Annotated in this window: 16 protein-coding genes and 1 pseudogene; all 17 read left to right on the plus strand. The window is 41.9% G+C overall.

Annotated elements, in window-relative coordinates:
- Positions 1 to 425 precede the first annotated feature (425 nt).
- Positions 426 to 2,579, plus strand: a complete 2,154-nt coding sequence (gene comA, locus DG474_RS00200; protein WP_255778243.1) for a peptide cleavage/export ABC transporter ComA — start codon at positions 426 to 428, stop codon at positions 2,577 to 2,579.
- A gap of 12 nt (positions 2,580 to 2,591) precedes the next feature.
- Positions 2,592 to 3,941: a competence pheromone export protein ComB gene (comB, locus tag DG474_RS00205; RefSeq protein ID WP_255778244.1), complete on the plus strand. Its 1,350-nt coding sequence runs from the start codon at positions 2,592 to 2,594 to the stop codon at positions 3,939 to 3,941.
- 168 nt (positions 3,942 to 4,109) lie between these two features.
- A complete protein-coding gene (gene purC, locus DG474_RS00210) occupies positions 4,110 to 4,817 on the plus strand; it encodes a phosphoribosylaminoimidazolesuccinocarboxamide synthase (protein ID WP_000043287.1) in 708 nt (235 codons plus the stop codon).
- A gap of 56 nt (positions 4,818 to 4,873) precedes the next feature.
- Positions 4,874 to 8,599: a phosphoribosylformylglycinamidine synthase gene (locus DG474_RS00215; RefSeq protein ID WP_255778245.1), complete on the plus strand. Its 3,726-nt coding sequence runs from the start codon at positions 4,874 to 4,876 to the stop codon at positions 8,597 to 8,599.
- Between the two features lie 12 nt (positions 8,600 to 8,611).
- A complete protein-coding gene (gene purF, locus DG474_RS00220; RefSeq protein WP_255778246.1) occupies positions 8,612 to 10,054 on the plus strand; it encodes an amidophosphoribosyltransferase in 1,443 nt (480 codons plus the stop codon).
- Between the two features lie 214 nt (positions 10,055 to 10,268).
- Complete coding sequence (gene purM / locus DG474_RS00225) at positions 10,269 to 11,291, plus strand: phosphoribosylformylglycinamidine cyclo-ligase (protein WP_255778247.1); 1,023 nt, start codon at positions 10,269 to 10,271, stop codon at positions 11,289 to 11,291.
- A complete protein-coding gene (gene purN, locus DG474_RS00230) occupies positions 11,288 to 11,839 on the plus strand; it encodes a phosphoribosylglycinamide formyltransferase (RefSeq protein ID WP_255778248.1) in 552 nt (183 codons plus the stop codon). Before purM ends, purN begins: the two co-directional genes overlap by 4 nt.
- Before the next feature lie 44 nt (positions 11,840 to 11,883).
- A pseudogene (locus DG474_RS00235) lies at positions 11,884 to 12,348 on the plus strand (GNAT family N-acetyltransferase).
- A gap of 1 nt (position 12,349) precedes the next feature.
- Positions 12,350 to 13,897: a bifunctional phosphoribosylaminoimidazolecarboxamide formyltransferase/IMP cyclohydrolase gene (gene purH / locus DG474_RS00240; protein ID WP_255778249.1), complete on the plus strand. Its 1,548-nt coding sequence runs from the start codon at positions 12,350 to 12,352 to the stop codon at positions 13,895 to 13,897.
- A gap of 210 nt (positions 13,898 to 14,107) precedes the next feature.
- Positions 14,108 to 14,941, plus strand: a complete 834-nt coding sequence (locus DG474_RS00245) for a sce7726 family protein (RefSeq protein WP_255778250.1) — start codon at positions 14,108 to 14,110, stop codon at positions 14,939 to 14,941.
- Between the two features lie 12 nt (positions 14,942 to 14,953).
- Positions 14,954 to 15,895 (plus strand): sce7725 family protein, encoded by a 942-nt coding sequence (locus DG474_RS00250; RefSeq protein WP_255778251.1) that lies wholly within the window; start codon positions 14,954 to 14,956, stop codon positions 15,893 to 15,895.
- Between the two features lie 3 nt (positions 15,896 to 15,898).
- Positions 15,899 to 16,990, plus strand: a complete 1,092-nt coding sequence (locus DG474_RS00255) for an RES family NAD+ phosphorylase (RefSeq protein WP_255778252.1) — start codon at positions 15,899 to 15,901, stop codon at positions 16,988 to 16,990.
- Between the two features lie 344 nt (positions 16,991 to 17,334).
- Positions 17,335 to 18,597 (plus strand): phosphoribosylamine--glycine ligase, encoded by a 1,263-nt coding sequence (purD, locus tag DG474_RS00260; RefSeq protein ID WP_255778253.1) that lies wholly within the window; start codon positions 17,335 to 17,337, stop codon positions 18,595 to 18,597.
- A gap of 94 nt (positions 18,598 to 18,691) precedes the next feature.
- Entirely contained in the window at positions 18,692 to 18,808 is a 117-nt protein-coding gene (locus DG474_RS00265; protein WP_255778254.1) for a phosphoribosylaminoimidazole carboxylase, read from the plus strand.
- A 28-nt stretch (positions 18,809 to 18,836) separates the two neighbouring features.
- Complete coding sequence (gene purE / locus DG474_RS00270) at positions 18,837 to 19,325, plus strand: 5-(carboxyamino)imidazole ribonucleotide mutase (RefSeq protein ID WP_255778257.1); 489 nt, start codon at positions 18,837 to 18,839, stop codon at positions 19,323 to 19,325.
- Positions 19,312 to 20,385: a 5-(carboxyamino)imidazole ribonucleotide synthase gene (gene purK / locus DG474_RS00275; protein ID WP_255778259.1), complete on the plus strand. Its 1,074-nt coding sequence runs from the start codon at positions 19,312 to 19,314 to the stop codon at positions 20,383 to 20,385. Before purE ends, purK begins: the two co-directional genes overlap by 14 nt.
- Positions 20,386 to 20,412: 27 nt before the next feature.
- Positions 20,413 to 22,929: a DEAD/DEAH box helicase gene (locus DG474_RS00280; protein WP_255778261.1), complete on the plus strand. Its 2,517-nt coding sequence runs from the start codon at positions 20,413 to 20,415 to the stop codon at positions 22,927 to 22,929.
- Positions 22,930 to 22,974: the final 45 nt, after the last annotated feature.

Genomic DNA, 22,974 nt, shown 5'->3' on the forward strand with positions numbered 1-22,974 from the left:
CAGATCGGAGTTTGAGATGAAAGTTGTTCAATTACTAGGAAAAGCTTGGCCAGAGTTTATTGTATTGTTTAGCTCTATAACTTATCTAATGATTAGAATTGTGGCCGATATAAACAAAGTAAATCTACCTACGTAGTTTGAATATTTTGACATACCTAAGATTTCATCATTCTTGGTGACATTTCTCTCGCTTCATAGAAATATCATTTCAGAATAGTTTATTTCTAGACATTCATTTTTTAACGGTTACTTTAAACAGGCAGAACTTTTGTTCTGCTTTTTACATTTAAATAATAGTTTATGCTTTTTAAAGTGCGTTTTAGGCGTAAAAATAGTTTATTTAGGAATATTTTCCTGTTTTTATCCTTGTTTGGTTAAAATAATCTTACAAATTTTTAAAGAGATTGTTAGAAAAAGGAGAAGATATGAAATTTGGGAAAAGGCACTATCGTCCCCAGGTGGATCAGATGGATTGTGGCGTGGCTTCCTTGGCTATGGTCTTTGGCTACTACGGTAGTTATTACTCCTTGGCTCATCTACGAGAGTTAGCCAAGACGACCATGGATGGGACGACCGCTTTGGGACTTGTAAAGGTAGCAGAGGAGATTGGGTTTGAGACGCGGGCTATAAAGGCGGATATGACGCTCTTTGATTTGCCAGATTTGACCTTTCCTTTTGTGGCTCATGTGCTCAAGGAAGGGAAGTTGCTCCACTACTATGTGGTGATAGGTCAGGATAAAAAGCACATTCATATCGCTGATCCAGATCCTGGTGTCAAGCTGACCAAGATTTCCCGTGAGCGATTTGCGCAAGAATGGACAGGGGTCAGTCTCTTTATGGCTCCGTCTCCAGACTATAACCCCCATAAGGAGAAAAAACAAGGACTCTTATCATTTTTACCTATCTTGCTCAAACAGCGGGGCTTGATTGCTAATATCGTTTTGGCAACACTCTTGGTAACCCTGATCAATATCGTGGGCTCCTACTATCTTCAGTCCATCATTGACAGTTACGTACCAGACCAGATGCGCTCGACACTGGGTATTATCTCTATTGGGCTGGTCATCGTCTATATTCTCCAGCAGATTTTGTCCTATGCCCAGGAATATCTCCTACTAATCCTTGGGCAACGTCTGTCAATTGATGTGATTTTGTCCTACATCAAGCATGTTTTTCACCTACCGATGTCCTTTTTCGCGACACGCAGGACAGGAGAGATTGTATCTCGTTTTACGGATGCTAACAGTATCATCGATGCGCTGGCATCGACTATTCTGTCGATTTTCCTAGATGTGTCGACGATTTTGATTATCTCGCTTGTCTTGTTTTCACAAAATATAACGCTCTTTTTCATTAGTCTGCTTGCACTTCCCATTTATACAGCGATTATCTTTGCCTTTATGAAGCCTTTTGAAAAGATGAATCGGGACACTATGGAAGCCAATGCAGTTCTGTCTTCTTCTATTATCGAGGACATCAACGGTATTGAGACTATTAAATCTTTGACCAGTGAAAGTCAGCGTTACCAAAAGATTGACAAGGAATTTGTAGCTTATCTGAAAAAATCCTTTGCCTATAGTCGGGCAGAAAGTCAGCAAAAGGCTCTGAAAAAAGTTGCCCAGCTTTTGCTCAATGTTGCCGTTCTCTGGCTGGGAGCTATTCTTGTCATGGATGGGAAAATGAGTTTGGGCCAGCTGATCACTTATAACACCCTGCTCGTTTACTTTACCAATCCTTTGGAAAATATCATCAACCTACAAACCAAACTTCAGACAGCGCAGGTCGCCAATAACCGTCTTAACGAGGTTTATCTAGTAGCTTCGGAGTTTGAGGAGAAGAAAACGGTAGAAGATTTGAGCATGATGAAAGGTGATATGACCTTTAAACAAGTTCACTATAAGTATGGCTATGGGCGTGATGTCTTGTCGGATATCAATTTGACCATTCCGCAAGGGTCTAAGATGGCTTTTGTGGGGATTTCAGGTTCGGGTAAGACCACCTTAGCCAAAATGATGGTTAATTTTTACGACCCAAGTCAGGGAGAGATTAGTCTGGGTGGTGTCAATCTCAATCAGATTGATAAAAAAGCTCTGCGCCAGTTTATCAACTATCTGCCTCAACAGCCCTATGTCTTTAACGGAACGATTTTGGAGAATCTTCTTTTGGGAGCTAAGGAGGGAACGACTCAGGAAGATATCTTACGGGCAGTTGAATTAGCAGAGATTAGGGAGGATATTGAGCGCATGCCACTGAATTACCAGACAGAATTGACTTCGGATGGGGCAGGGATCTCAGGTGGTCAACGTCAGAGAATTGCTCTGGCGCGTGCTCTCTTGACAGATGCGCCGGTCTTGATTTTGGATGAGGCAACTAGTAGTTTGGATATTTTGACAGAGAAGCGGATTGTTGATAATCTCATGGCTTTGGACAAGACCTTGATTTTCATCGCCCATCGCTTGACCATCGCTGAGCGGACAGAGAAGGTTGTTGTCTTGGATCAGGGCAAGATTGTCGAAGAAGGTACCCATGCAGACTTGCTTGCACAGGATGGCTTTTACGCCCATTTGGTGAATAGCTAGAAAGAGGAGAAGATGAAACCAGAATTTTTAGAAAGTGCGGAGTTTTACCATCGTCGTTACCATAATTTTTCCAGTCGGGTGATTTTACCTATGTCGCTTCTGCTCGTGTTTCTGCTAGGATTTGCAGTCTTTGCAGAGAAGGAAATTAGTTTGTCTACCAGAGCCACTGTCGAACCTAGTCGGATTATTGCCAATATCCAGTCGACTAGCAATCAACGGATTGTGACCAATTATCTGGAAGAGAACAAGTTGGTCAAGCAAGGAGATCTGCTCGTTCAGTACCAGCAAGGGGCGGAGGCTGTCCAGGTAGAGGCATATGCCAGTCAATTGGAGATGCTAAAGGATCAAAAAAAGCAGTTGGGGTATTTGCAATCCAGTTTGAAAGAGGGGAGCGATCAATTTCCAGAGGCGGATAAGTTTGGTTATCAGGAGATGTTTAGAGACTATCTCAGCCAAGCGAATGGTCTAAGAAGTAATGTTTCTCAACAAAATGCCAGCATCTCTTCTCAAAATGCGGTAGCAAGTCAGAGCCAGGCCGAGATTGGCAATCTTATCAGCCAAACAGAGGATAAAATCCGAGACTACAAAACAGCTAAGTCGGCGATTGAAACAGGAGCTCAACTGGATAGTCAAAATGCAGCCTACTCATTTTATCAGACCTATAAAAACCAAGCTGGAGATGATTCGCAAGTTAAATCACAAGTTATTGCACAGGTGGATGCACAAATTGCCCAGCTAGAGTCTAGTTTAGCTACCTATCGTGTGCAGTATGCGGGTTCTGGAGCTCAACAAGCCTATGCAACGGGACTGGATAGTCAACTGGAATCGCTCAAATCTCAGCACTTAGTCAAAGTCGGTCAGGAATTAACTCTTTTGGATCAGAAAATTTTAGAAGCAGAATCGGGTAAGAAGGTACAGGGAGGTCTCCTAGATAAAGGGAAGATTACAGCAAGTGAGGATGGGGTGCTACACCTCAATCCTGAGACTAGTGAATCTACGATGGTCGCAGAAGGAACCCTGCTAGCCCAACTCTACCCATCCTTGGAAAAAGAAGGGAAAACCAAACTCACAGCTTATCTCAGTTCAAAAGATGTTGCTAGAGTCAAGATTGGGGACTCTGTTCGTTATACTACGACTAATGATGCGAAGAATCAAATTTTCCTGGATTCCACGATTACAAGTATTGATGCGACAGCTACAAAAACTGAACAAGGAAATTTCTTTAAAATTGAGGCGGAGACTAATTTAACTTCGGAGCAGGCTGCAACACTTCGTTATGGTTTAGAAGGCCGCCTGCAGATGATCACAGGGAAGAAAAGCTATTTCCGTTATTTTTGGGATCAATTTCTAAATAAAGGGTAATATTCGTGTTTTTCAGAGGATAAATGGTTTTAAAACTGTAAGAAGAGTTCATCTTGCAGTTTTTCTTTACGCTTAAAACAGGAAAATGTTATTTATTCGTAAAAATCTTGAATTTTTCATGCTTTTGTGGTAGAATGTGCTCAAGTAAAACGAAAGGCGAACTTTAAAATGTCAAAACAACTGATCTATTCGGGAAAAGCCAAGGATATCTATACAACTGAGGATGAAAATCTCATTATTTCAACTTACAAGGACCAGGCGACTGCCTTCAACGGTGTCAAGAAGGAGCAGATTGCGGGTAAGGGAGTGTTAAATAATCAGATTTCATCTTTTATTTTTGAGAAATTAAATGCGGCTGGTGTAGCAACTCATTTTGTGGAGAAGCTTTCGGATACGGAACAGCTCAATAAAAAAGTTGAGATTATTCCTTTGGAAGTTGTGCTCCGCAACTACACGGCTGGTTCCTTTTCAAAACGTTTTGGCGTAGAAGAAGGTATTGCATTTGAGACTCCAATTGTCGAATTTTACTATAAAAATGATGATTTGGATGACCCCTTTATCAATGATGAGCATGTGAAATTCCTAAAAATTGCGGATGACCAGCAGATTGCTTACTTGAAAGAAGAAACCCGTCGTATCAATGAGCTCTTGAAAGCTTGGTTTGCTGAGATTGGTCTTAAATTGATTGACTTTAAGCTAGAGTTTGGTTTTGACAAGGATGGCAAGATTATCTTGGCAGACGAGTTTTCACCAGATAACTGCCGTCTGTGGGATGCAGATGGCAATCATATGGACAAGGATGTTTTCCGTCGTGGATTGGGAGAACTAACTGATGTTTACGAAGTTGTCTGGGAAAAGTTGCAAGGTTTAAAATAACATCTTCAAGGTCGTTTGAGAACATTGCAAGAGCTGAAATAAAGGAATAAGAATTGATGGATAAACGTATTTTTGTTGAAAAAAAGGCTGATTTTCAGGTTAAGTCAGAGAGTTTGGTAAGGGAACTCCAGCACAACTTGGAACTGTCAACTTTGAAAAGTATTCGCATTGTGCAGGTTTATGATGTCTTTGATTTGGCAGAGGACTTGTTTGCACCTGCAGAGAAGCACATCTTCTCTGAGCAGGTGACGGATCATGTCTTGGACGAAGCGGCCGTGCAAGCGGATCTTGCCAACTATGCTTTCTTTGCCATTGAAAGCCTGCCTGGTCAATTTGACCAGCGTGCAGCTTCTTCACAGGAAGCCTTGCTTTTACTGGGAAGTTCAAGTGATGTAACAGTCAACACAGCCCAGCTTTACTTGGTCAATAAGGATATTGATGCGATTGAGTTGGAAGCAGTCAAGAACTACTTGCTCAACCCAGTTGATTCTCGTTTCAAGGACATCACGACAGGGATTGCCAAGCAGGAATTTTCAGAGTCGGACAAGACTATTCCAAAATTGACTTTCTTTGAAAACTATACGGCAGAAGACTTTGCTCGCTACAAGGCTGAGCAAGGGATGGCCATGGAAGTGGATGATTTGCTCTTTATCCAAGACTACTTCAAGTCAATCGGGCGCGTGCCGACAGAAACAGAGCTCAAGGTTTTGGACACTTATTGGTCTGACCACTGCCGTCACACGACTTTTGAGACGGAGTTGAAACAGATTGATTTCTCAGCTTCTAAATTCCAAAAGCAATTGCAAGCGACTTATGACAAGTATATTGCCATGCGTGATGAACTAGGTCGGTCTGAAAAGCCACAAACCTTGATGGATATGGCGACTATTTTTGGTCGTTATGAGCGTGCTAATGGTCGTTTAGACGATATGGAAGTGTCTGACGAAATCAATGCATGCTCGGTTGAAATCGAAGTGGACGTTGATGGTGTCAAGGAACCTTGGCTCCTCATGTTTAAGAACGAAACCCACAACCACCCAACAGAAATCGAACCATTTGGTGGGGCTGCTACTTGTATCGGTGGAGCTATTCGTGACCCATTGTCAGGTCGTTCCTACGTTTACCAAGCTATGCGTATCTCAGGTGCTGGAGATATTACAGCACCGATTTCGGAAACTCGCGCTGGGAAATTGCCACAACAAGTTATTTCTAAAACAGCGGCTCATGGTTATTCTTCATACGGGAACCAGATTGGGCTTGCGACGACCTACGTTCGTGAATATTTCCACCCAGGCTTTGTAGCCAAACGCATGGAGCTTGGTGCCGTTGTTGGTGCTGCTCCTAAGGGCAATGTAGTCCGTGAAAAACCGGAAGCCGGCGATGTGATTATCTTGCTCGGTGGTAAGACTGGACGTGATGGTGTCGGGGGTGCAACGGGATCTTCTAAGGTTCAAACAGTTGAGTCTGTAGAGACTGCTGGTGCTGAGGTTCAAAAAGGGAATGCCATCGAAGAACGTAAGATTCAACGTCTTTTCCGTAATGGAGATGTCACTCGTCTGATCAAGAAATCCAATGACTTTGGCGCTGGTGGTGTCTGTGTGGCTATCGGTGAATTGGCAGATGGTCTTGAAATCGACCTCAACAAGGTTCCTCTTAAATACCAAGGTTTGAACGGTACCGAAATTGCTATTTCTGAATCACAAGAACGGATGGCTGTGGTGGTTCGTCCTGAGGATGTAGATGCCTTCGTTGCGGAATGTAACAAAGAAAATATTGATGCTGTTGTTGTTGCGACAGTGACTGAAAAACCAAATCTTGTCATGCACTGGAATGGTGAAACGATTGTCGACTTGGAACGCCGTTTCCTTGATACAAACGGTGTGCGCGTGGTTGTCGATGTCAAGGTGGTAGACAAGGATGTCAAGCTCCCAGAAGAGCGTAAAACAAGTGCTGAAACACTTGAAGCTGATACCCTTGCGGTTCTATCTGATCTCAACCATGCAAGTCAAAAAGGCTTGCAGACTATCTTTGACTGCTCGGTCGGTCGTTCAACGGTCAATCACCCACTTGGCGGTCGCTACCAACTCACACCAACTGAGGCATCTGTGCAGAAATTGCCAGTTCAACACGGCGTGACTCACACTGCGTCTGTCATGGCGCAAGGTTTCAACCCTTATGTGGCAGAATGGTCTCCATACCACGGTGCTGCCTATGCGGTTATCGAAGCAACCGCTCGTTTGGTGGCTACTGGTGCAAACTGGTCTAAGGCTCGCTTCTCTTACCAAGAGTATTTCGAACGCATGGATAAACAAGCAGAGCGTTTTGGTCAGCCAGTAGCGGCTCTTCTAGGATCTATCGAAGCACAAATCCAGCTTGGCTTGCCATCTATCGGTGGTAAGGACTCCATGTCTGGTACCTTTGAAGAATTGACCGTACCGCCAATCTTGGTTGCCTTTGGGGTGACGACGGCAGATAGCCGTAAGGTGCTCTCTCCTGAGTTCAAGACTGCTGGTGAAAATATCTACTACATCCCAGGTCAAGCTCTTGCTGCAGAGATTGATTTTGACTTGATTAAGTCTAATTTTGCTCAATTTGAAGCCATCCAAGCTGATCACAAAGTAACATCTGCATCAGCTGTTAAATATGGTGGTGTCCTTGAAAGCTTGGCTCTTGCTACCTTTGGGAACCATATCGGTGCAGAGGTGACCTTGCCTGAACTTGAGATAGCTTTGACAGCTCAATTGGGTGGATTTGTCTTCACCTCTCCTGAAGAAATCACTGGAGTAGAGAAGATTGGACGAACAAGAGTAGACTTTACACTCCTTGTCAACGGTGTGAAGTTAGATGGACAGAAACTTGACAGTGCCTTCCAAGGGAAACTGGAAGAAGTTTACCCAACTGAATTTGCCCAAGCTAAAGAATTGGCTGAAGTGCCAGCTGTCGCTTCTGACGCAGTCATCAAAGCCAAGGAAACTATTGAAAAACCAGTGGTTTACATCCCAGTCTTCCCAGGAACAAACTCAGAATATGACTCAGCAAAAGCTTTTGAAAAAGAAGGTGCAGAGGTTAACTTGGTGCCATTTGTGACCTTGAATGAAGAAGCTATTGTCAAGTCAGTTGAAACCATGGTTGACAATATCGGCAAGGCAAACATTCTCTTCTTTGCAGGTGGATTCTCAGCTGCGGATGAGCCGGATGGATCAGCTAAATTTATCGTGAATATCTTGCTCAATGAAAAAGTGCGTGCAGCCATTGATAGCTTTATCGTTCGTGGTGGCTTGATTATCGGTATCTGTAATGGATTCCAAGCCCTCGTCAAATCAGGTCTTCTTCCATATGGCAACTTTGAAGATGCAAGCAGCACTAGTCCAACCCTCTTCTACAATGATGCCAACCAGCACGTGGCTAAGATGGTGGAAACGCGAATTGCCAATACCAACTCGCCATGGTTGGCTGGAGTGCAAGTGGGCGATATCCATGCCATCCCAGTGTCACACGGTGAAGGGAAGTTTGTCGCGACGGCTGAGGAATTTGCGGAGCTCCGTGACAATGGTCAAATCTTTAGCCAATACGTTGACTTTGACGGCAAACCAAGTATGGATTCTAAGTACAATCCGAATGGTTCGGTAAATGCCATCGAAGGAATTACCAGCAAGAATGGTCAAATCATCGGTAAGATGGGACACTCAGAACGTTATGAAGACGGTCTTTTCCAAAACATCCCAGGGAATAAAGACCAGCACCTGTTTGCGTCGGCGGTACGTTATTTCACAGGGAAATAAAAGGTATAAAAAATGACATACGAAGTAAAATCTCTTAATGAAGAATGTGGTGTTTTCGGTATCTGGGGACATCCAGATGCTGCTAAATTGACCTATTTTGGTCTCCATAGTCTTCAGCACCGTGGTCAGGAAGGGGCAGGAATCCTCTCCAATGATCAGGGGCAATTGAAGCGTCATCGTGATATGGGGCTTTTATCAGAAGTGTTCAGAAATCCAGCTAATTTGGATAAATTGACAGGAACGAGCGCGATTGGGCATGTGCGTTATGCGACTGCTGGCGAAGCTTCTGTGGATAACATCCAGCCCTTCCTTTTTCGCTTTCATGATATGCAGTTTGGCCTTGCTCATAACGGAAACTTGACCAATGCCGGATCGCTCAAGCAAGAATTGGAACAAAGAGGAGCTATTTTCAGTTCAACTTCGGACTCGGAAATCTTGGCCCACCTCATTCGTCGGAGTCACAATCCGAACTTGATGGGCAAAATCAAAGAGGCGCTCAGTCTTGTCAAAGGTGGATTTGCTTATATCCTGCTGTTTGAGGACAAGTTGATTGCTGCGCTTGATCCTAATGGTTTCCGTCCACTTTCTATTGGGAAAATGGCCAATGGAGCAGTTGTGGTTTCATCTGAGACCTGTGCCTTTGAAGTCATTGGTGCCGAGTGGATTCGTGATGTGAAACCAGGGGAAATTGTGATTGTGGATGACAATGGGATTCAGTACGATAGCTATACGAATGATACCCAGTTGGCGATTTGCTCTATGGAGTATATCTATTTTGCCCGTCCTGACTCCAATATCCATGGTGTCAACGTCCATACAGCCCGCAAGAGAATGGGAGCTCAATTGGCGCGTGAGTTCAAGCACGAAGCGGATATTGTGGTCGGTGTGCCAAATTCCTCGCTCAGCGCAGCCATGGGATTTGCAGAAGAATCTGGTCTGCCAAATGAAATGGGTCTCATCAAAAACCAATACACCCAACGCACCTTTATCCAACCGACTCAAGAATTGCGGGAGCAAGGGGTGCGGATGAAACTGTCTGCTGTTTCGGGCGTTGTCAAAGGCAAACGTGTGGTCATGATTGATGATTCCATTGTTCGTGGGACAACCTCTCGCCGTATCGTTCAGCTTTTGAAAGAAGCGGGGGCTTCTGAAGTTCACGTTGCTATTGGTAGTCCAGCGCTAGCTTATCCATGTTTTTACGGGATTGATATCCAGACGCGTCAGGAGCTGATTGCGGCCAATCATACGGTCGAAGAAACTCGCCAAATCATTGGTGCGGATAGCCTGACCTATCTTTCGATTGATGGCTTGATTGATTCTATCGGGATTGAAACAGATGCGCCAAACGGTGGTCTTTGTGTCGCTTACTTTGACGGCGACTACCCAACTCCTCTCTACGACTATGAGGAAGACTATCGTAGAAGTTTGGGGGATAAGACCAGTTTTTACAAATAGACGGATAAAGACTCTCCATGAAAGGAAAGGAAGAGAAGATGACAAATAAAAATGCTTATGCTCCACGTCTCGCTACTGACTAAAAGCTAAAGCATTTGTCAGTAGACGCTTTGCCCTATGGGACCAAAGCTAGAGCCCTGACTAGTATTTTTAGATAAAATAATTGTTTATCTAAAAATACGTCGCAATCTTCTCAAAGAAAAGGAAAAATAAAATGGCAAATAAAAATGCGTACGCCCAGTCGGGTGTGGATGTTGAAGCGGGTTATGAAGTTGTTGAGCGGATCAAAAAGCATGTGGCTCGCACGGAGCGTGCGGGTGTCATGGGAGCTCTTGGTGGTTTCGGTGGCATGTTTGACCTCTCAAAAACAGGTGTCAAAGAGCCCGTCTTGATTTCAGGGACTGACGGTGTCGGAACCAAGCTCATGCTGGCTATCAAGTACGACAAGCACGATACCATCGGGCAGGACTGTGTGGCCATGTGTGTTAATGACATCATCGCTGCAGGTGCGGAGCCTCTTTACTTCCTTGACTACGTCGCGACTGGCAAGAATGAACCAGCTAAACTAGAACAAGTCGTTGCTGGTGTGGCAGAAGGTTGTGTGCAGGCAGGCGCTGCTCTCATCGGTGGGGAAACGGCTGAAATGCCTGGTATGTATGGCGCAGATGACTACGATCTGGCTGGTTTTGCAGTAGGTGTGGCTGAAAAATCTCAAATCATAGACGGTTCAAAAGTAGCTGAAGGAGATGTCCTTCTCGGGCTTGCTTCGAGTGGTATTCACTCAAATGGTTACTCACTCGTGCGTCGTGTCTTTGCCAACTATACAGGTGAGGAAGTCTTGCCAGAATTGGAAGGCAAGAAACTCAAGGAAGTCCTTCTTGAGCCAACTCGTATCTACGTCAAGGCTGTCTTGCCACTCATCAAGGAAGGCTTGGTAAACGGGATTGCCCACATCACAGGTGGGGGCTTTATCGAGAATGTCCCTCGTATGTTTGCGGCTGACCTAGCTGCGGAAATTGAAGAAGACAAGGTCCCAGTGCTTCCGATTTTCAAAGCCCTTGAAAAATACGGTGAAATAAAGCATGAAGAAATGTTTGAAATCTTCAATATGGGTGTGGGACTCATGCTGGCAGTTAGCCCTGAAAATGTAGGTCGCGTCAAGGATTTGTTGGATGAACCAGTCTATGAAATTGGTCGCATCGTCAAGAAAGAAAACGAAAGTGTCATCATCAAATGAAAAAAATAGCGGTTTTTGCCTCTGGTAATGGCTCAAATTTTCAGGTGATTGCTGAAGAATTTCCGGTGGAGTTTGTCTTTTCAGACCATCGTGACGCCTATGTGCTCGAACGTGCAGACAAGCTCGGCGTCCTGTCCTATGCTTTTGAACTCAAGGAGTTTGAGAACAAGGCGGACTACGAAGCAGCTCTTGTCGAGCTCTTGGAAGAACACCAGATTGACTTGGTTTGCCTCGCTGGCTACATGAAAATCGTTGGGCCAACTTTATTGTCAGCTTATGAGGGCCGAATTATCAACATTCATCCAGCCTACCTGCCAGAATTTCCAGGAGCTCATGGGATTGAGGACGCTTGGAATGCTGGAGTTACTGAGAGCGGCGTGACCATTCACTGGGTGGACTCTGGTGTAGATACAGGAAAGGTTATCAAGCAAGTCCGAGTGCCACGACTAGCTGATGATACCATCGAAAGCTTTGAAGCTCGCATTCATGAAGCGGAGTACAAGTTGTATCCAGAGGTGCTGGATAGCTTGGGAGTGGAGAGAATGTAAGAAGTAAATCAAGTTTTGATTGCGTAATCTTGCTAGGAGAAAAAATGATTGAACTGAAATTGGTAGATGAGAGCAGTTTTCAGGCAGTGTTGGATTTGAAAATATCAGAAGCTGATGAACGAGCACGTTTCGTAGCTCCAAATGTGCGCTCTTTAGCTGATGCATGGCTCTACCGGAAAAACGAAGATGTGTTTCCGATGGCAATCTATTGGGATAAGCAAGTGGTTGGCTTTCTCCTGCTAGAAATAGACAAGGATGAAGCGGAATACTTTATCTGGCGGATAATGATTGGTCAGTAGTACCAAGGAAGAGGTTATGGTCGAAAAGCCTTGGAAGTTCTAATCAAAGAGGCCCAGATGGATAGAGCTTGCAGTCATATTACCGCAGATTATGTGGTTGGAAATGAAAAAATGAAGCACCTGTTGACTAGTCTGGGTTTTCAGGAAACAGGATTTATAGAAGAAAATAACGAAGTCGCTATGCGCTTGGATCTAAAGAAAGAGGAATAGAATGACGAAAAAGGCCTTAATCAGCGTCTCAGACAAAGCGGGCATTGTTGAATTTGCCCAAGAACTTAAAAAACTTGGTTGGGATATCATCTCGACAGGTGGGACAAAAGTTACCCTGGATAATGCTGGGGTGGGGACCATTGCGATCGATGATGTGACGGGTTTTCCAGAAATGATGGACGGCCGTGTCAAGACCCTTCACCCAAATATCCATGGTGGGCTCTTGGCTCGTCGTGATTTGGATAGCCACCTTGAGGCGGCTAAGGACAATAAGATCGAGCTTATCGACCTTGTAGTGGTCAACCTTTACCCATTCAAGGAAACCATTCTAAAACCAGACGTGACCTACGCTGATGCCGTTGAAAACATCGATATCGGTGGTCCGTCTATGCTTCGTTCGGCAGCGAAAAATCACGCCAGCGTAACAGTTGTGGTAGATCCTTCTGACTATGCTGTGGTGCTTAACGAATTGGCAGCTAACGGCGAAACGACTTACGAAACTCGTCAACGTCTGGCAGCCAAGGTTTTCCGTCACACAGCAGCTTATGATGCTTTGATTGCAGAATATTTCACAGCTCAAGTGGGCGAAAGCAAACCTGAAAAGTTGACCTTGACCTATGACCTCAAACAAGCCATGCGCTATGGGGAAAATCCTCAACAGGATGCAGATTTCTACCAAAAAGCTTTGCCAACGGATTACTCGATTGCAACAGCGAAACAGCTCAACGGTAAGGAGCTATCTTTCAACAACATCCGCGATGCGGATGCTGCCATTCGTATTATCCGTGACTTCAAAGACCGTCCAACCGTTGTGGCTCTCAAACACATGAATCCTTGTGGTATCGGTCAAGCTGATGACATCGAGACTGCTTGGGACTATGCTTATGAGTCTGACCCAGTGTCTATCTTTGGTGGGATTGTCGTTCTTAACCGTGAGGTGGATGCTGCGACAGCTGAGAAGATGCATGGCGTTTTCCTTGAAATCATCATCGCACCAAGCTATACGGATGAAGCGCTAGCCATTTTGACCAACAAAAAGAAAAACTTGCGTATCCTTGCCTTGCCATTTGACGCTCAAGATGCTAGTGAAGTGGAAGCAGAATACACAGGTGTAGTAGGTGGACTTCTGGTGCAAAACCAAGACGTGGTGAAAGAGAGCCCGGCTGACTGGCAAGTGGTGACCAAACGCCAACCAACAGAAACTGAAGCGACTGCCCTTGAGTTCGCTTGGAAAGCTATCAAGTACGTCAAATCAAACGGTATCATCGTAACCAACGACCATATGACACTCGGTGTTGGCCCAGGTCAAACCAACCGAGTGGCTTCTGTTCGCATCGCCATTGAACAAGCCAAAGACCGTCTTGACGGTGCTGTCCTTGCTTCGGATGCCTTCTTCCCATTTGCGGATAACGTGGAAGAAATCGCTAAGGCAGGGATCAAGGCCATCATCCAGCCAGGAGGCTCCGTTCGTGACCAAGAATCTATCGAAGCCGCTGACAAATATGGCTTGACTATGGTCTTCACAGGCGTGAGACATTTTAGACATTAAGAAAACGAAAGGGAAGAAAACAGTTTCTTTCCTTTTTTTGAAATGAAATAATAGATTAATAAAAAATTATGAGAAGCGAATTTATTTGTAAATTAGAAAACATCATAATTTTATCAGCAAGGTAATAAATAAAGTTATGATAAACTATGTTAGAAGTAGATATTTTTGATATAATGATGTTAGCAGAGCGCAATCAAGGAGGGGATTGATTTGGAAATTAAAAAAAATTATTTAATAAATAGATTTTTTTCCAGAAATACTATCAAAAATCTCGTACAAAATAAAAAAGATCCAGTTTTTGAGCGTGTTTCGCAACATTATAAATTAGAAAATAATTTGTCCACTATTCAAAATATTTATAATAAACTATCTCGGTCGTATCGGAACGAATACTTCTATAAGAATACTCTTTTAAATAAACGTTTATTAGGAATACATAGTGTCAATACTACAACAGCTTTAACAGAGATACCTGTCGGTCGAGCAAAACCAGATTTTATTTTAATCAACGGAAAGGCGGTTGTGTATGAAATAAAAACAGAATTAGACAATTTTGACAGACTTGAAAATCAAATCAATGAATATTATAAAGCTTTTAACCATGTTGCCATTGTGACATACGAAAAGAACATTGACATGGCAAAAAGAAAAATTGCTGAGATTAATAAACCTATTGGTCTATATATTCTACAAAAAAACGTAAAAATTAAAACAGTGATGGAACCCAAGGAATACAATAATGATTTAGATAGAGATGTCATTTTCAGTATTCTTCGGAAACGCGAATATGAAAGTATTATTGAGAAGCGTTTTGGTTCTTTACCTCAGGTCTCTCAATTCGATTATTACGATGTTTGTAGGCAACTAACTGAGGATATTCGACTAGAGCAATTTTATTCAGATTTTTTAATTGAACTGAAAAAAAGAAATCCAATCAATAAAGAATTGTTTGCGGCGGTCCCATATGAACTCAAGTTTTTGGTGTATTTCATGAACTTTAAACCAAAGGATTATGATGCACTTGCTCAATTTTTACAAAAATAGGAGGAGCAAAGTATGTATTTTCCATACCTAAGAGGTCGGCAATATGAATTAATAGCGCTCAGAGAGTTATTAGAAAATAATAAGTTAAGCAACAATGTTATTCCAATTATTGAACCAGTGAGATTATCCCCAACTCTGGTCAGCGCTTTGGAAGCATTTGCAACGAAGAAGCAACCGTGCGCCCTCATCATGAATCCAGCAGTAGGGTTCTTTAATGAGGAATACAGCAAAAACGAAAAAAATCGAGCAAGCCGCTTAGACAAAGTGATTGAGCAGAGTGAGCATTTGTACTTTGCCTCACTGATGAGCACAGATTATCAAAAAGCTGATAATTTCAAGCAGAATGATGACATGAATAGGCAAATCACAATATGTAAAGATCCTGATGATTTAAATGGATACGAAGATAATTATAATACAGAACTAACAGCCTACAATATTATTGGGGAAGACAGTAAGTTAAACAGAGAGGTTAGCGGGAGCAAAGTCAAAATTAGTGACAGATTTAAGAAAGCGCCAAGAAATGTAGATTATGCTAAAAAAACAGATGAATTTTTCTCAGAAGATCATAAATATTTTTTAAAGGATGGGTATAAGGGATTTTCGGATTACTCTATCGTTGGCGAGAGCTACAGTGATTCAGGATTTGCCCCCACTGCTATAGCTATTCATATCGTTTATTTTGACTCTGATGAAAATCTAAGAATTCACCATTTTGTATCAGATACTAATCAAGAGCCAACAAATCCAGCTGGTAAGTTTAAGGAAGCACTTGAGAAATTAATTGGTTATGTTGATGCGGGTCAAGTGCAAAGAACACTGGCAATCAATGAGTTTGAAAAACTGTATAGAACGGGCTCTTATCCAGGTCTTGGCACCATTAAAAAATTAACCATGATGCATCATATTGAATTGGTTGGTAAATATCTTGATCAAATAAATGGAGACAGATAGTTAATGAAGTTTTGTCAAAAATGCTTTGCAGATGAAATTCTTAAATCTCAAGTAATCATAGCTGAAAGACAGTCTAGCTGTGATTTATGTAGTAATGCGAATGACTTTGTTTATGATACGCAGAAAGATAATTATTTAATTGATTATTTTAGTTCATTTATTTCTATTTTTTCTCCAATAGAAAAAATAGAAAATTTCCAATCTGGGCAAGAGACGCTATTAAAAACTGAAGTAGCAACAAATTGGAACATATTTACTACTAATGATGAGTATAAGGTTTATCAAATGCTTTCAGAAATTTGTAAAGAACTGTTTGAAGAAATTCCAAATTTGTTAAACTCACCTGTTGGAGTAGATAAAATGTATGATCCTATCTATTTACAGGAGCATTCGTTATTCAGTAAGGGTTGGGAATGTTTTGTTGAAGATATTAAATATAATAATCGTTTTCATTCTAACCAGATTAATAAAGGTATTTTAGCAAAGTATTGTGAAGCTATCCAAAAGACTTATTCAGGAGGAGAACAATTCTTTAGATGTAGAATTGCAAAAGATAGAAAACAATTTGAGCCGGAAGAAATAGGTGCACCCCCTAAAGGTAAATCTGCTGATGGAAGAGCGAATGCAAGAGGGATTGTGACGTTATATTTGGGTGATACAGAAAAAACAGCATTACATGAAACTAGAACAGGTTTATATGACCATGTCTGCATTGGGACTTTTGAATTAAAGTCTCCTATAACAGTTATTGATTTTAAAAAAATCAATGAAATTAGTCCCTTTCAAGATGGGATTATTGATGACATTGCTGAGTTGGCAATTAATAAAAAGCATCTAAAACAAATTGATTATGAGATGGGGAGAGTAATGAGAAAGTCTGATGATGTTTTAGATTATCTCCCAACTCAATATATAGCTGATTTTGTCAGATCTATAGTCTCAGAAGAATATCCTGAACAATATGCCTTTCAAGGAATTGAATTCCGTAGTGTTATGAATCTAGAAGGTTTCAATTTAGCTATATTCACACCAGAGTGTTTTGATGTAATTGATATAAAAATGAAACGAATAAATCAGATTTCCTATGTCTGGTAGATATAAAACATGGCTACATACTTTAGAGATATTCCGCACTTAATGAGCTTGGGACAAAAGTCTAGCCTTAAATATAAAAAGCGAACAAAGATAGTTTTCTGACAATCAGAATTTTTTCTTGTTCGCTTTTTTATTTCATTTACCAAGTCTAAGAATTTATCGTATAGAATCCCTAAAGTCAAAATTTTTTTGTCCCAGCCTCATTAGGTGTTTAAAGATTTAAAAAATGAACTAGCTTCAGTAAGTTTACTCTATGTTGTAGTTTTCTACTTGTAGATATAATTAGATTAAAACGAACGTTTATGGTATAATATTAGTAAATAATTCGCAAAAGAGGTTGAGAGATGAAACTGTTAGTTGTCGGTTCTGGTGGTCGTGAACATGCGATTGCTAAGAAGTTGCTTGAATCAAAAGACGTTGAAAAAGTCTTTGTGGCTCCTGGGAATGACGGAATGACTCTGGATGGTCTGGAATTGGTAAATATCTCTATTTCCGAACATTCTAAGCTGATTGACTTCGCAAAAGCGAACGATATTGCTTGGACCTTTATCGGTCCAGATGATGCCCTTGCGGCTGGGATCGTGGATGATTTCAATGCAGCAGGCCTCAAGGCCTTTGGTCCGACTAGAGCTGCAGCGGAGCTGGAGTGGTCCAAGGATTTTGCCAAGGAAATCATGGTCAAATACGGCGTTCCGACAGCAGCCTACGGCACATTTTCAGATTTCGAGGAGGCCAAGGCCTATATCGAGGAGAAAGGTGCCCCAATCGTGGTCAAGGCGGATGGCTTGGCGCTTGGGAAGGGTGTCGTTGTTGCGGAGACGGTTGAGCAAGCAGTCGAAGCTGCTCATGAGATGCTTTTGGACAATAAATTCGGTGACTCAGGTGCGCGTGTGGTTATCGAGGAATTCCTTGAAGGAGAGGAATTTTCACTTTTTGCCTTTGTCAATGGTGACAAGTTCTACACCATGCCAACAGCTCAGGACCACAAACGTGCCTATGATGGCGACAAGGGGCCTAACACTGGTGGGATGGGTGCCTATGCACCAGTTCCCCACTTACCACAGAGTGTAGTTGATACGGCAGTGGAGACTATTGTCAAGCCAGTTCTTGAAGGGATGATTAAAGAAGGTCGTCCGTACCTTGGTGTCCTCTACGCGGGGCTTATTTTGACTGCTGACGGTCCGAAGGTTATAGAGTTCAACGCTCGTTTTGGTGATCCCGAAACACAGATTATCTTGCCTCGTTTGACATCTGACTTTGCGCAAAATATCACGGATATTCTTGATGGCAAGGATCCGAACATCACGTGGACGGACAAGGGTGTGACTCTGGGTGTGGTTGTCGCATCCCAGGGCTACCCGCTAGACTATGAAAAAGGTGTTAAGCTTCCATCCAAGACCGAAGGCGACATTATCACCTACTATGCTGGAGCTAAGTTTGCGGAAAATAGCAGAGCATTGCTATCAAATGGCGGACGTGTCTATATGCTAGTTACCACAGCCGATGCCGTTCAAGAAGCCCAAGATACCATCTACCAAGAACTCTCCCAGCAAAAAACAGAAGGCCTCTTTTACCGAACAGATATCGGAAGCAAGGCAATTAAGTAAAGATATAAGAATAACGCGACGAAGTCGCCAAATACGCTAATGATCGTATGGTTTGCGAGCGTTAGCGAGCTAATATAGAACAATCACCGCCGTTGTGAATGAACGATTGAATGATAATCCAATCGTTCAGGGAAATTGGAAGACCTTGAGCTTCCGATTTAGGCATGAGACACCTTTGGTGGCTGCTGCCGTTCCTCACAACCTAAGGTGATTGTTGAAAGGAAGAAAAAGGAGAATAAATGAAACCAGTAATTTCCATTATCATGGGCTCAAAATCCGACTGGGCTACCATGCAACAAACAGCCGAAGTCCTAGACCGCTTCGGTGTAGCTTACGAAAAGAAAGTTGTTTCTGCCCACCGCACACCAGACCTCATGTTCAGACATGCGGAGGAAGCTCGTAGTCGCGGTATCAAGGTCATTATCGCAGGTGCAGGTGGCGCAGCCCATTTGCCAGGAATGGTCGCAGCCAAAACAACCCTTCCTGTCATCGGTGTACCTGTCAAATCGCGCGCTCTTAGTGGAGTGGACTCACTCTACTCTATCGTACAGATGCCAGGTGGTGTGCCTGTTGCGACGATGGCTATCGGTGAAGCAGGAGCGACAAATGCGGCCCTCTTTGCCCTCCGTCTCCTGTCAGTAGAGGACCAGGCTATTGCGACAGCATTGGCAGATTTCGCAGAAGAGCAAGGAAAAATCGCAGAGGAGTCTACCAATGAGCTCATCTAAAACAATCGGAATTATCGGTGGCGGTCAGCTGGGTCAGATGATGGCCATTTCTGCTATCTACATGGGGCACAAGGTTATCACGCTGGATCCTGCGGCGGATTGTCCGGCTTCTCGTGTAGCGAAAATCATCGTGGCTCCTTATAACGATGTGGATGCCCTCCGTCAGTTGGCGGAGCGTTGCGATGTCCTCACTTATGAATTTGAAAATGTCGACGCTGACGGTTTGGACGCTGTTATCAAGGATGGGCAGCTCCCTCAAGGGACGGACCTGCTCCGCATTTCTCAAAATCGGATTTTTGAAAAGGATTTTCTCGCAAACAAGGCTCAAGTCACTGTGGCACCCTACAAGGTTGTGACTTCAAGTCAAGATTTGGCGGAGATTGACCTTTCTAAAAATTATGTCCTCAAGACGGCGACTGGTGGCTACGACGGGCATGGACAAAAGGTTATTCGCTCGACAGAAGATTTGGAAGAAGCCTATGCGCTGGCTGATTCTGCAGACTGTGTCTTGGAAGAATTTGTCAACTTTGACCTTGAGATTTCAGTCATCGTATCAGGGAATGGCAAGGACGTGACAGTATTCCCAGTTCAGGAAAATATCCACCGCAACAATATCCTGTCTAAGACCATTGTCCCAGCTCGCATTTCAGAAAGTCTAGCAGATAAGGCCAAAGCTATGGCCGTGAGAATCGCCGAGCAACTCAACTTATCTGGCACCCTTTGCGTGGAAATGTTTGCGACAGCTGATGACATCATCGTCAACGAAATTGCGCCACGTCCGCACAACTCAGGCCACTACTCTATTGAAGCCTGCGACTTCTCCCAGTTTGATACCCATATCTTGGGCGTTCTCGGAGCACCATTACCAGCCATCAAGCTACATGCACCAGCTATTATGCTCAATGTTCTCGGCCAGCATGTTGAGGCTGCTGAAAAATATGTCACAGAAAATCCAAGCGCCCACCTCCACCTGTATGGTAAAATAGAAGCGAAGCACAACCGCAAGATGGGACATGTGACTGTGTTTAGTGATGCGCCGGATGAGGTTGAGGAGTTTTAATTTTTCTTAGGTAAGAGGAAAGTAATAATGGGCATTGATGATTTAATTTTTAATAGAACAAATACAGATACAGTCGTTAGTAGTGATCCAATTCAAATATTTAATTATTTGGATAAAAAGGATGGTTTTGGATATCTTCGAACAAACCAAGCAGATTTCTTAAAAGAATGGAATGAACGGCGAACTGAACGTGATATAGTTGGTGTAATGCATACAGGAGCCGGTAAAACGCTAGTTGGTTTGCTGATGCTTCAATCTAAATTGGTTGAGGAGAAAGAGCCAGCAATATATTTATGCCCAACAAAGCAACTTGTAGAACAGACTGTCAAACAAGCAAGCCATTACGGAATAGAAGTTTGTGAAATAGGTGATGATAATCGTATTCCGATAGAGTTTAAAAATGCTGAAAAAGTATTAGTGACGACTTTTTCTAAACTTTTTAACGGGAAGTCCATTTTTGGAGTTAAAGATTTTACTAATACAGCTAGTATATTAAAATTAGGTAGTATTCTGATAGATGATGCACACTCTTGTGTCGATTATGCTAGAAATAGTTCAACAATCATAATAAAAAATGATGCTCCAGCCTTTAATGGAATTTTTGAATTATTCAAAGCAGAAATTGAAAGGCAAAGTTATGGAAAATACAATTCAATTCAGAGATCTGACGCCAGCGTGAGTATTCAAGTTCCATATTGGGAATGGTTATCGAAAATTAGAGATGTGAAAGAGATTCTAAACACTCATTTCTCACAAGGGGATGCAGATTTTGAGTATCGTATGATACAAAATTTATTAGATTTTTCTCGTTGTTATATTTCAGGAACACAAATTGAGATTACACCTAAATATAATCCTATCGAACAAATACCGTCATTTAACAATGCTAAACATCGATATATTCTATCTGCTACTATAAATGAAAAGGATTTGAGGGAAGAACTAGGAATTGAAAAAAGTGCAATTGAAAATCCTATTGTGACAAGTAGCTATGTTGTTGATGTTGGCGAGAGAATGATATTAGCACCTACTAAGTACCATAAAGATATAACTGATAGTCTTATGAGGAGTTGGATGATTACTGAGTGTAAAAAACAAAATATAGGACTCGTTGTTATAGTACCTTCTCGAAATTCATCGGTAACACAAGAATGGGAGGAGCTAGGCGCGAAGATAATTGATAATTCAAATTATGAAGTTATTCTTGGTGGTATAGAGTCTGGGAACAAGGAACAAGTAGTATTGGTAAATAGATATGAGGGAATAGACTTTCCAGGAGAACAATCACATATCCTTATTTTGGATGGTTTACCTGAGTTTTCTACAAATAAAGATAAGGCTATTTCAATCACCTCTCAGGACGATAACTGGAAATTAAAAATCGTTCAAAAAATTGAACAAGGTCTAGGGAGAACCGTACGGTCAAATAGTGATTATAGTGTTGTTTTGTTGCTTGGAGATAAGCTCATTGATTTTATTAGCCTGAAGTCTAATATGAAGTATTTTTCTTTAGCAACACAAGCCCAACTTTCTATTAGTAATGAACTAGTTTCTGGAGTTGTAATGTCAGATGTTAATGCTGCACTGGAAGAAATTACGAAGTCAATCAATTACTGTTTGGGTAGAAATCAAAACTGGATAAAGTATGCTAAAGATAAATTATCTGAAGTAAATGTGTCGGAGTTAGCTCATACAGATATCTCTGATATTGAAAACGAGTATGATTCCTATAAGCAGTATGTAAGACATGATTATGCTAATTCCATATCTAAGTTGGAAACTTTGCGAGCTGATAAGTCTGGGAATGAGCTAGGTAGGATTTATCAAGAGGAAGCAGAAGTTAGGTTTTATAGTGGTGATATTAGAAACTCTCAAAATTTACAAAATCTAGCATTTGAGAAATGGGATTATGCTTTTAAACCGGAAACTTTAGGATATCAAAAAGTGCTAAAAGCGCCGGATATAATAGAAGCATCTTTTAAATTTATTACAGATCATAGTGATAAATATTCACTTAGTAAATTTATAAATGGTATTATAAGCAGATTACGTTATGGTAATGAGACATCTTCAGAACATTTTGAAAAAGCAATTGAAGATTTGGGGAAATTGCTCGGCTTACAGTCAACCAGACCGGAAAAGATAAAAGATGACGGCGGACCAGATAATCTGTGGCTTTCTAGAGACTTTCAGTTTGTTATAGAATGCAAAAATAGAGAAATTAACAATATTAATAAAGGTGATATAGAACAATTACTTCATTCAGAATTGTGGTTCACCAATAATTATGGTAATATGTACAATCAAAAATTGATTTTATTCCATGCAAAGTCTGAGAAAGAAAGAGAAGTTCAGTTTTCAGATAATATGTATATTGTTTCGAACGAGAAACTTAATAAGCTTAAAGATAAAATAGAACAATTAAAGCAATTATTGAATGTAAATTTTGATGGTCTAACAAAAGAACAATTGCAGCAATATTTCTTCAAAACTAGCCTTGATATTACACAAATTGAACATCATTTCTTTACCAAAGCGAAATGAAGTTTGATTATAACAGTGGAGAGAAATAAGATACTAGCTAGAAAT

Origin of the sequence: Streptococcus oralis (genome assembly GCF_024399415.1) — a bacterium.
GTDB lineage: Bacteria > Bacillota > Bacilli > Lactobacillales > Streptococcaceae > Streptococcus > Streptococcus oralis_CS.